12 protein-coding genes and 1 riboswitch are annotated in these 11694 nt (G+C 44.2%); of the genes, 2 read left to right on the forward strand and 10 right to left on the reverse strand.

Translation table 11 applies throughout. The annotated features are described in order from the left end of the window. Positions 1-56: 56 nt before the first annotated feature. From AC6EJC_RS24320 to desA, 10 genes are all read right to left on the reverse strand, one after another. Positions 57-944, reverse strand: a complete 888-nt coding sequence (locus AC6EJC_RS24320) for a MetQ/NlpA family ABC transporter substrate-binding protein (protein WP_444956149.1) — start codon at positions 942-944, stop codon at positions 57-59. A gap of 43 nt (positions 945-987) precedes the next feature. Then, entirely contained in the window at positions 988-1650 is a 663-nt protein-coding gene (locus tag AC6EJC_RS24325) for a methionine ABC transporter permease (protein WP_023987133.1), read from the reverse strand. After that, complete coding sequence (locus AC6EJC_RS24330) at positions 1640-2665, reverse strand: methionine ABC transporter ATP-binding protein (protein WP_444956150.1); 1026 nt, start codon at positions 2663-2665, stop codon at positions 1640-1642. The genes AC6EJC_RS24325 and AC6EJC_RS24330 overlap by 11 nt, the downstream gene beginning before the upstream one ends. A gap of 325 nt (positions 2666-2990) precedes the next feature. After that, positions 2991-3992 carry a Gfo/Idh/MocA family protein gene (locus AC6EJC_RS24335; protein WP_444956157.1) on the reverse strand — a complete coding sequence of 334 codons (1002 nt, stop codon included), beginning with the start codon at positions 3990-3992 and terminating at the stop codon, positions 2991-2993. Positions 3993-4182: 190 nt separating this feature from the next. Beyond that, positions 4183-5079: an Rpn family recombination-promoting nuclease/putative transposase gene (locus tag AC6EJC_RS24340; RefSeq protein WP_444956151.1), complete on the reverse strand. Its 897-nt coding sequence runs from the start codon at positions 5077-5079 to the stop codon at positions 4183-4185. A gap of 205 nt (positions 5080-5284) precedes the next feature. Further along, complete coding sequence (locus AC6EJC_RS24345) at positions 5285-5926, reverse strand: deoxynucleoside kinase (protein ID WP_322162439.1); 642 nt, start codon at positions 5924-5926, stop codon at positions 5285-5287. After that, on the reverse strand, positions 5926-6546 hold the full coding sequence (locus tag AC6EJC_RS24350) for a deoxynucleoside kinase (RefSeq protein WP_444956152.1): 621 nt from the start codon (positions 6544-6546) through the stop codon (positions 5926-5928). The genes AC6EJC_RS24345 and AC6EJC_RS24350 overlap by 1 nt, the downstream gene beginning before the upstream one ends. Before the next feature lie 170 nt (positions 6547-6716). Beyond that, the gene (locus tag AC6EJC_RS24355) at positions 6717-7316 is read right to left on the reverse strand and encodes a response regulator transcription factor (protein ID WP_017426246.1); all 600 of its coding nucleotides are present in this window, start codon (positions 7314-7316) and stop codon (positions 6717-6719) included. Further along, a complete protein-coding gene (locus tag AC6EJC_RS24360) occupies positions 7313-8446 on the reverse strand; it encodes a sensor histidine kinase (protein ID WP_444956153.1) in 1134 nt (377 codons plus the stop codon). The genes AC6EJC_RS24355 and AC6EJC_RS24360 overlap by 4 nt, the downstream gene beginning before the upstream one ends. A gap of 68 nt (positions 8447-8514) precedes the next feature. After that, positions 8515-9570 carry a Delta(5) desaturase DesA gene (gene desA / locus AC6EJC_RS24365; RefSeq protein ID WP_444956154.1) on the reverse strand — a complete coding sequence of 352 codons (1056 nt, stop codon included), beginning with the start codon at positions 9568-9570 and terminating at the stop codon, positions 8515-8517. 218 nt (positions 9571-9788) lie between these two features. Further along, a riboswitch (ZMP/ZTP riboswitch) is annotated at positions 9789-9872 on the forward strand. Between the two features lie 113 nt (positions 9873-9985). On the opposite strand from desA, the gene AC6EJC_RS24370 reads away from it, so the two are divergent. Beyond that, positions 9986-10852, forward strand: coding sequence for a bifunctional 5,10-methylenetetrahydrofolate dehydrogenase/5,10-methenyltetrahydrofolate cyclohydrolase (locus AC6EJC_RS24370; RefSeq protein WP_444956155.1), 867 nt, complete (start codon positions 9986-9988; stop codon positions 10850-10852). Further along, positions 10849-11484: a cyclodeaminase/cyclohydrolase family protein gene (locus AC6EJC_RS24375; RefSeq protein WP_076160030.1), complete on the forward strand. Its 636-nt coding sequence runs from the start codon at positions 10849-10851 to the stop codon at positions 11482-11484. Before AC6EJC_RS24370 ends, AC6EJC_RS24375 begins: the two co-directional genes overlap by 4 nt. The last annotated feature ends 210 nt before the right edge of the window (positions 11485-11694 follow it).

Raw genomic sequence — 11694 nt, forward strand, 5'->3', positions numbered from 1 at the left:
CTCCTCTTTTCGAAAATAGATTAGTATGCTTCCAACCCTACTTCTGTTCAACATTCTTATTTCTTTTGCGCTTTAACATCTGCTACCAGCTTATCCAATGTGGCCTGCAGCTCTTCGGCAGACTGGTCTACCACGACGTTAGCTCCTTTGGAATCCTGTTTTACCGCCTCGGCTACATCAGCATCATGGTACAAATCCACGATCGTTTTGTAAGTCGCATTATCCTTATCCTCCGCACGGGCAGCAAACACGTTCACATATGGCTTCGCTTCTTCGCTGCTTGCATCATCCTTGTAGATGGCTCCATCCAGCTTGAGCCCGGCATCCGTAGCAACGCCGCTGTTCACGGCTGAGGCGGCTACATCAGACAAAACGCGCGGCGTCTGCTGGGCAACAACTGGAACAATCTCCAGCTTCTTAGGATTACCTTCTATTTCATCCGGGGTCGGATACAGGCCCGCGTCCTGCTTCAACTTAATCAGCCCGGCAGACTGGAGAAGTTTCAAAGCCCGTCCCTGATTTGAGGGATCATCCGGTATAGCAATTTTGGAACCGTCAGGAATATCCGATACGTTTTTGAATTTTTCAGAATACAGTGCCATCGGAGCGATAATCGTTGCACCAATAGGGACGATATTCACATCATTTTCTACATTAAACTGACTGAGAAAGGCCAAATGTTGAAAGGAATTCAAATCTACCTCTTTATTGGCGAGCGCCTTATTGGGTAATGTATAATCCGAGAAACTGATCAGCTCAATTTCAATATTTTTGGCCTCTGCTTTCTTCTTGAGCACATCCCAATACGTGTCCTCAGATCCTGAAACCCCGATTTTAACATGTACTTTTTCATTTGCATTTGAGCCCGAACCGTTAGCTGAGCAAGCAGATAGAACCGCTACACTAAGAATAGCTAGTAAACCCAAGCGAAATATTTTTTTCATTTTCATTTCCCCCTTAATCGTTATGTATAATACTCTGTTCCCATTAGCGCCGTAGAAATTTACGAGACAAGTAGTTCCCCGCATATTGGGCGACCTGTACAAAAAGGATCAGCAAAACAATCGTGACAATCATGACCGAAGTATCGAATCGTTGATAACCATAAGTCATTGCCAGATTCCCCAGACCACCTCCGCCCACCGTACCAGCCATGGCAGAGAAATCAATCAAGGCCACGGTAATAAACGTCAACCCAAGAATCAAAGGTCCCAGCGCTTCCCGAATCAACACACCCGTGATGATCTGAAATGGAGTCGCACCCAGTGCCTTGGCAGCTTCTATCATGCCCGGATCTATGGAGACCAGATTATTTTCCACAATTCTCGCGACAGCAAAGGCCGCTACAATAGTCATTGGGAAAATAGCCGCCGAGGTTCCAATCGTGGTTCCCATGATTAAACGCGTAAACGGGCTAATCGCCACTAAAAAAATGATAAACGGAATCGGGCGAATGATATTAATCAGCAAATTCAGAAACATAAACACAAATTTGTTTTCAAACAAGCTCCCTTTACGTGTCACATACAGTACTAAACCAATCATAAGCCCCAGAATACTGGCAAAAATCAGCGTGACAACAACCATCAAAAGCGTTTCCCCTGTAGCCTCCACTACCTTGAGCCAAAATGTATCCCAATTAACTCTCATGATCGACGACCTCCCTGACTTCCACCGTCGTTCGTAGTTCCTCCACGACCTTGTTAACTTCATCGTCTGCACCGATTAACTCGACAATTAAGCTTCCGAACAGCGCTCCCTGTAGCTCATTAATACTTCCATATACAATGTTGTAATCCAGATTATGCTTCCGTGTCGCTCTAGAAAGCACCGGTTCACTGGTCGCCCCACCCCGAAAAACAAGTCTGTACAATCGGCCAGCGTGATGCTCCCGAATCTTGCTCAGCAGTTTGGGTGAAAGCTGATCATTCAGTACAGAGCGAATAAAATTTTTCGTCGTCTTCGTCTGTGGATTGGCAAATATATCGAAAACACTGCCCTGCTCAATCACCCTACCATTCTCCATCACCGCCACACGGTCACAAATACTGCGAATCACGTTCATTTCATGAGTAATAAGTAAGATCGTAATCTGGTACTTTTCATTTACTTTTTTCAGCAGCCTCAATATATCTTCTGTCGTTTCCGGATCGAGGGCCGAGGTCGCTTCATCACAGATGAGAATATCGGGCGAATTCGCCAGTGCTCTGGCAATGCCGACCCGTTGCTTCTGCCCGCCAGATAACTGCTCTGGATAGGAATCCGCTTTGTCCTCCAATCCAACAAATTGCAGCAGCTCCTTAACACGAGCATCTATCTGTGTCTTGGGCAGTTTAGCCAGTTTTAGAGGATAAGCCAGATTCCCATACACAGTACGAGAGTTAAACAAATTAAAGGTTTGGAATACCATCCCGATCCGTCTTCTTAAATTCCTTAGTTCCTTGGGACGTATCTGAGTAACATCCTGATCATTAACGACAATTCGTCCCTCTGAGGGGCGTTCCAGTAAATTGACAAGCCTCAGCAGCGTACTTTTACCTGCACCGCTAAAGCCAATCACTCCGAAAATTTCTCCCTTTTCAACCGATAACGAAACCTCTTCCAGTGCATTTACCTTACGATTGGATAAGGTAAATATTTTGCTAACTTGTTCAAACTTTATCAAACTACTTCCCCCTTACGCCTACAATGTATGTATTCCTCCGCTCTATTTTAGTAATCCGGTTGATTTAATCGGATTTACGCCCTAAAAAAAGCTCCCTAATCTTCGTTCGGCCGAAGATGGGATTATTTAGCTGTATATTGCATTGTTAACACCTTAAGACAAGAAGGAGAATCTGTCAATAAAAAATGAATATAACCTTCTGACTCCTGTCATCATAATTGGTTACACTTTTAGGGCTACAAAGCCAAATAAGGCTAACCGTATATTTGCAAAGTTTGCAAAATCGGCAGCCCTTTGTGCATTGCAATCTCGATCATTCCACTGACTAATGTGTAGAAGTATTTTTCAAATCTGCTTCATAACGAAGGCCGAATTGTTGTCTTGCCTCCTCCATCACTTCAGCGACTGTAAGTGAACACTCCAAGGAGTTAATGGAACTGTTGCGTTCACCACTCTTGATCAAATCAATAAATTCCTGAATTTCATAATACATTGGCTCACGCGTCTGAGCTTTGGTCAGATCCTCAATCGTGCCGTCCCGATAATGAATTTTCACCTCATAGGGCTGACTGATTTTGTCGATCACCATCGTTCCATTCTCACCCTGAATTTCAGCAGGCAGATAGGAATCTGTAATTTTGGAATACATGACGATAGCATCCATATCAGGGTACTTCATCACGATACTGCCCTCGCCATCGACACCAGAGGATAAAAGTACACCTACCGCCCGAACCTCCTCAGGTTTGCCGAACAAAGTCACCATAGGATACAAACAATACACTCCAAGGTCCATCAAGGAACCATTGGAAAAGGCCGGATTAAACGCATTCAATACCTTACCTTGCTTAAAAGCATCAAAACGTGAGGAGTATTGACAATAGCTTGCAAAATAACGCCGAACCCGGCCTATTTTATACATATGATCCTTTATTATTTTAAAGTTAGGCATAAGTGTGGATTTAACGGCCTCCATCAGCAGAACATCGTTGTTGCGCGCGGCTTCGATCATGCTCTTCACCTCTGCTGCATTAGACGCAAAGGGTTTCTCACACAACACGTGCTTTCCGTGATTCATACATAAGATCGCCTGCTCCGCATGTAAGGAATTGGGGCTGGCAATATATACGGCATCGACCTGATCACTTGCGGCCATTTGCGCCAGGTCTGTAAAAACCTCCGGCTGGCTGTTATATTTGTCAGCAAAAGCTTTGCCCTTATCCTCTGTGCGTGAGTATACCGCCGTCAGAGAAAATTCGTCCGTCTCCATCGCAGCTTGAATAAACCTCTCTGTTATCCAGTTGGTTCCAACAATACCAAAACGCATCACAGTATCCCATCCTTCCCGTGAGTCATTACAATTCATATGTACCTATTCTCGCATTCCAGCCTAAACTTGTCCACTATACCGTTAGTCATATCTCATGCTTTAACATGTTCATTCGACAAAAAAAGACTGCAGTCTATCAGCTTAATTTATACTGATTGTACCACAGTCTTTATAAGTTTTTTGGGGTTTACACCTTCAGTGCACGAACTTCAGACTCGGTTAAACCGGATGCTTTTGCAATCACTTCGATTTCAAGCCCCATATTCAGCATATTCCGTGCAATTTCAAGCGCTTTTTCGCGCTCTCCTTCAGCTTTTCCTTCAAGCTTTCCCTCAGCCTTACCTAGCTTTAAACCTTCTTCCCTTGCGCCTTCGATCATGGAAGCCTCATCATGCAGATACTTTTGTCGGGCTTCGTACTGTAAACGCGCCTCTTTATCCTGACTTAGAAACTCCAGCGTAGTCATCGCCTTTTTCAAACTAGGTTCATTCATGGCTAATACCTCCCATTGAGATGGATTACTTCCCTTTAGAAACAAAAGCCAATTGACCAAGCTACTGCCACCAGCCGGAATCTCGTACTCATCCAGTTTGGGAAGTTCCAAAAAATGCAACTCCATATCATCACTAAACGGAATGCCTGTACGGTCCTCTGTCAAATGAAACACATTATGATATCGGCTGTTCGGCAGGAAAGAGTAATTCAAAATGTTGATTGTTACACACTTTCTCAGCAGTTTGTAAGATTGGCCTTCGTATAATTGTCCCGCATACTGCTTACTCCAATAGAATAAGGTTCGTTTATCCATGTCATATTTATTAAAAAGTTGCATCTCCACATTAATAAGCTGACCTTCCGACGTTCTGGCTCGAATATCCAAAATAGACTGCTTATCACGCGGGGCGTCTTTATCCGTATACGGATTCAGAAGTATAATTTCTGTTAATGAAGGTTTCCCAGCCTCCTCAAAGGTACGATTTAGAAAAGTTAAAAGAACATCACGGTTTTCCTCGCTTCCGAATATGCGCTTAAACAAAAAATCGTTGCGGGGGTCCAGCATTTCTACCAATAGAATCAGCTCCATCTGCTCATATTATACCACGCCAATAAATAAGAAAACACAATAAAGAACATATGTTCCTGTATTTATCAATCGATAATATATCATCTTTATGAGTGTCAAGCCACATTCCTGATGGATCATTTTCAGTATGTCTACCTGCACATATGTGCAAAGCTTTATAGATGTTAAACACGAAAAAACCGTCCTCGCGGACGGTCAATAATCTCTATTTTTTGGATATCACTTTGCCTACTTCTGCCAAGATGGCATCCATGGAAGCAGGGTCGTGTACATCGTACTCATCAATGTTCAGGCGCAGCACAGGACAGGCATCAAATTCGTTGATCCAGTTGGAATATCTGCGATGCATTTGCTCCCAATAAGATCGCTCAGTCTGGATCTCCATCTCGCGGCCGCGTTCCTCAATCCGACTCAGTATGGAGGGCAAGCTGCCTTCCAGATAGATCAGCACATCGGGGTGCGGGAAAAACGGGGTCATCACCATCGCCTCAAACAGGCTAGTATATGTTTCATAATCCGTTGGGTTCATCGTTCCCTGATCGGCATGCATTTTCGCAAAAATTCCTGTGTCCTCATAAATGGAACGATCCTGTACAAAACCTCCACCAGACAAGAAAATATTCTTTTGCTCCTTGAATCGTTCCGCGAGAAAATAAATTTGCAGATGAAAGCTCCATCTTTCGAAATCGTGATAAAACTTTTCTAGATATGGATTATGATCGACCTGCTCCAAAGAGGTTTTAAAACCAAGGCGTCCGGCCAAAGCACCGGTCAGCGTGGATTTACCTACACCTACCGTGCCCGCTACCGTAATTAGGGCATTCGCAGGAATGTTGTAATTGTTCACTATATAAGCTCCTTTACATCGGAAACAATTTGTTCAAATTGTGCCTGGTTTTCTACAAAATCAATTTCATTCCCGTTCACGGTCAATATACGAGGGGAAGGGGACTGCTCGGCGAGAAACTGAATGCCTTTATCATAATCTGTAATCAATTGCTCCAGGTAGGCGGGGTCCATCTCCTGTTCAAAGGAGCGTGCCCGCTTGCGAATTCTGCCCAGCAAGGTATCCAAATCTGCTTTAATATAAATGATAATGTCCGGCTTAGGCATATCATCTGTGAGCAAATGATAGATTTGACGATATTTTTCGAGCTTCACACCCTTAAGCGTGCGTTCAGCAAAAATCAGATTCTTGTAGATATGATAATCAGAAATAACAGGCTGAGCTTTCTCGATATATTGCAGACCGGTATCCTCCAGCTGCTTATACCGATTGCAGAGAAAGAACATTTCCAGCTGAAAGCTCCACTCATCTATATTTTGATAAAATTTATCGAGAAATGGGTTCTCCTCGACAATCTCTTTGATCATCGGCAAATGTAGCTCGGTTGAAAGCATTGAAGCCAACGTCGTTTTACCTGCTCCGATTGGCCCTTCAACGGCTATAAATGGGGCTTGTTTCATGCGGTTCTGCTCCTCCTTGTACTCCAGTCCATCCTGTGGACAACTATCCTATTGTATCACAAGGAAGTACGCTAAAGGCATACCAAATCTATGGATAAAACAAAAAAACAGAGCTGCTACGACTTGCTTCATAGCCTCCCTGTTTCTGCCTAGATAATTCTGTCTTTCCCTCATTTAAACCAACCTTTTTCATTAAAACGTGTAATCGCCTCAATCCGGTTACTGACACCCAGCTTATCGAGAATGACTGAAATATAATTGCGCACCGTCCCTGTCGTTAAATACAATTCACCAGCAATCTCTTTTGTGTTCTTTCCGTCAGCAATGAGCGCCAAAACGGTCTTTTCACGCTCAGTTAGCGGGTTGACTTCGGCATAAGCATCATCGACCAGTTCCGGGGCATAGATACGCCGGCCTGCCATAATACTGCGAATGGAAGAAGCCAGCTCTTCACTGGGACTGTCCTTGAGCAGATAACCGTGTGTACCCGCCTTGATAGCTCGTTCAAAATACCCGGGGCGAGCAAACGTAGTTAAAATCAATACCTTGCAATTCAAGCCTTTGAGTTCCTCAGCCGCATCCAATCCGCTCTTTATCGGCATTTCGATGTCCATAATGCATATGTCTGGCTGATGCAGCTTCACCAGCTCTATAGCTTCTTCCCCGTTGCTTGCTTTTCCGACTACTTTCATGTCCTCTTCCAAGTCCAGCAGGGAGGCTAGAGCACCCAGCAGCATACGCTGATCTTCCGCGATGACAATTCGAATCATGGCCCCACCTCCTCATTCGGCTTTTCAGTGATATTGGGCACTTTAATAACCAGGGTCGTTCCCTGATCTGAACGCAGCTCCATACATCCGTTCACGAATTCGAGCCTTTCCTTCATGCCTTTCAGGCCATTTCCCCGAAAAACCTCATTTTCCCCCGTAACGCCGACTCCATTATCCTGAATCCGCAGGGTTAATTCCTTACGAGACGGCTCAATGGTGATGGAACAAGCGGTGGCTCCACTGTGCTTAACCACATTGGTCACTGCTTCCTTCATACACATACTAAGCACATTTTCATTCATTAATGACGTATGCTCCAGCTTGGGGTCGCCCTCCAAGGTCAATTCAATGTGAGCAGCCTTTAAAATCTGCCGAATACGTAGTAGCTCATCCTCTAGTCGCATGCCGCGCATTTGAGTAACCATTTCCCGCACTTCTTTTAACGCGCTTCTCGCTGTGAGACGAACATCGTTAATTTCGACATGAGCCCGCTCCGGGTACTGATCCATCAGTTTGCCGGCCAAATCGCTCTTCAGCCCGATGAGTGACAGCTTCTGACCTAAGGTATCATGCAGGTCGCGCGCAATTCTTTGCCGTTCCTCCAGCTTAATCAATTCCGATATTTTCTTATTGGCATCCTCTAATTGGACTTGGAGCCGATCGCTTTTGTTGCGATTAAAATTCGTAATCGGAAGGAGAATCACACCGATCAGATTGAGTAAGATAAAAGGAATCTGCTTAATAAAAACTGGATTCTGAGAAACAAAACCATAATTAATCAATCCAATAGTAATAACCATTAAAATAATATACAGCGTCGTAAATGCAGCCTTACTTTTAATATTACCGATCAGATAGGCGATAAATATTGAAAAATACATATAGCTAAACAGCAGCGTCATTGTAATCGATATGGCAATCTGTACACTGGTCCAAAAGTATATGAGCCAGCCCTTCGAGACAAAAGCCAGTACATAGCAAGCAAAAAACACCAAAATAATGGCGGTACCCAGAATAATATGACTTGTAGATGAGGAGCTAAAAAAGTAAAAGGGCAGGATATAAAAGACGACCCACACATAAGGGCTAAGTCCCGTATTTCTTTGGAAAATCTGATACCATTTTTGCATCCTGCCCACCCTTTTCTACTTCACATGACTTATATCCCTTATCTTATCATACCAAATTCCGTACAAAGTTATTTTCTTTCCGTGCCTACAACAGGTGTAGGGATGGGTTTCGTAACTGTAACACGTTTGCTGAGGAGCGGCTTCACTTGTTTAAAGGTCAAAAAGGTTTTCGTGCTTTCATCCCAAAGTCGGAACTTCAAAGATTGCAGACTGCTACTCACCGTGATCGTGGTCGCCTTTTGAAGTAACGGTGTCGCTTCATGTGCTTTCTCCAAATTGTAATTTGGCACTTTTGGGCTCAAGTGATGAACGTGATGAAACCCGATATTGCCCGTAATCCATTGTAATACTTTAGGAAGCTTGTAGTAAGAACTGCCTTCTACGGCTGCATTAATATAACTCCACTCTTCATCATGCTCAAAATACGAATCCTCAAACTGGTGTTGTACATAGAACAGCCAGATTCCCAACATACCAGATACAAAAAAGATAGGTGCCTGTACGAGAAGGAATGCCTGCCATCCAATAGCCCAGCACAACAGTGCGTACAATACAGCAATGGATATATTTGTCACATGAGTGTTGATTTTTTCCTTACGTTTGGCTGTCTTGATATTAAACCGGTAGGAAATCAAAAAAGTATAAATCGGACCTAGCCCGAACATAACCCAAGGATTTCGATATATGCGATAGGCCAGCCGTGTCCATGTGGAAGCCTCTGTGTACTCTTCTACCGTAAGCACCCACATATCACCTGTGCCTCTTTTATCCAGATTACTGCTGGTTGCATGGTGGATCGCGTGACTATTTTTCCATTGGTGGTAAGGACAGAGCGTAATAATACCTGTAATCGTTCCCACAATGTCGTTCAGCTTGCGACTTTTGAAGAAGGATTGATGACCACAATCATGAAAAATAATAAACGTCCGTACCACAAACCCCGAAGCAACAATGGCAATTGGAAGCGTTAGCCAGTATGAAACCGACAGGCTAAGATAAGCGGCATACCACAATAGGATCAGCGGACCCAAGGTATTGATCAGTTGCAGAACGCTGGATTTCGTGTTTATTTTCTCGTAGGGAGCCATATTTTTTTTCAATTGAGCTAATGGGAGTTGTGTCATACTAATTATGATCCTCCTTTAAAATGACGCCCGTACCTTAATCCTGTCAGGCGTACATGTTGATCTAACTTCAGTATAAGGAGATAGCTGTATTCGCTGTAGTCATAAACGTCAGTTCGGTTGTATGACATTTGTCACATTGACAAGCGACATAACCTGTTTGCCAAATGTTCGCGGGTTTCTTTTCTGATGATTATTTGCTAAAATATAAGATATATAACGCTGTATGTGACTGGCGAAGTCAGTGGAATTAACCACGAGGGAGCATACAAAAAAGCGTACCGTTCGCCTGGGAGAAGTATTTGCAGAGGATTCGTCTGTCTTGACGACCTTGTGCAAATACTTTTTTTCGTTTTACAAGACCATGACACCCTGTTGATTCCAACATTCGATAAATTCAGAGGAGGCTTGGACTATGGCTATTATCATGAAATCCAAAGAAGCAGCTGAGCAAGTGTATGCAACGATCCGTTCCCAGGTAGAACAAATGAAACAGCAAGGACACCGTCCCCATCTGGCAACCCTATTGGTAGAAGGTGATCCGGCATCTGCATACTATGCCCGGACCAAGCAAAAAATAGCGGAGAAGCTGGGTATCTCATTTCATCTCCATACTTTTGATCGTCATGTTAGCGAAACCGAGCTCCTGCACCTAATCGGCAGCCTGAACGATGCATCCCATGTACATGGCATTATGCTGGAACTTCCGCTTCCCCAACATCTTTCCGCCTCCGTTATTAAACAATCCATCGCTCCCTATAAGGATATTGATGGAATTACACCTGATAACAAGCTGGCTACCGTGACAGGTGACGCCGGGCTATATCCCGCTACACCTCAAGCCTGTATCGAGCTGCTTAAGCATTACGGTCACACATTGGCAGGCAAAAATGTCACTCTCGTGGGCATCGGACAGACGGTGGGACTTCCCCTTTTCCACATGCTGCAAAGAGAAAATGCCACCGTTACCGCCTGTCATGCAGGTACACGTGATATTGCAGAGCATCTGAGCCATGCAGACATTGCCTTCGTCGCAGTCGGATGCCCTGATGTGATTACGCAGGATATGGTTCATCCCGGTCTGATTCTCGTGGATGCAGGCATTAACGAGACACTGGAAGGAAAAATCGTGGGTGATGCTGCTTTAGACGTTGTGGAAAAGGTACATGCAATTTCTCCGGTTCCCGGCGGTGTGGGCACCTTAACGACTGCGATTTTGTACAAAAATTTGCTCAAAGCGATACATTTGCAACACTATTCCAGAGAGGTGGTTTATTCATGAGTGAACTGTCGTGGAATAATTCCATCGGACATTTTCTGAAAGAGGCTGCAAGTGCAGCGCCTACCCCCGGCGGAGGAAGTGTATCCGCATTGGCTGCGGCACTAGGCGCGGCTATGACCTCCATGACCGCCAACCTTTCACAAGGAGAAAAATATGCGCACATCCATGAACAAATCACGGATGTCATTAGTAGCATGGAAAGATTGTCTACACATTGTGAGGAACTAATGGTCGCAGACATCCAATCCTTTGAACAGTACATGACCGCACTGCGCTTGCCCAAGGAAACAGACGAAGAAAAGCGCTATCGTACCCATTCCTTACAGACAGCGGTGATCGCTGCCATTGAGGTACCCATGCGTCTGCTGGAAGTATGCCGGGACGGATTGTCGCAAGCGTATAACATTGTGGAAATGTCCAATAAAAATGTTATTTCTGATCTTGGCATCGGCGCGATCCTGTTCGAAGCAGCAGCTCAATCTGCCCTGCTTACCGTCGACATTAACCTTGCTTCGCTGAAAGATTTGGATGTCAAATACTCCTATGAGACCAAGACAGCCGCACTCATCCGTGAAATCGGACAGATCAAAGAACAAACCTTGTTGATGGTGCGCAGTCGAATAGCGAATTAGTCTGCTCATAACCGTGTTTAACCTGTTCGAACCAACATATTCTGCTTACTTATTTAAAAAAATAGCCTCCAAATCCATCTCTAATCGCGGGTTTGTTATTATCCCTTTTGAGTAGACAGTTAGGAATAAGCCCCTTACTGTATATACTTAGGAGGGATTTTTTCATGGGGAAGATTAAAAATACGTATAGTCAGGAATTCAAGTTGGAAA

It is taken from the genome of Paenibacillus sp. TY11 (assembly GCF_059772165.1).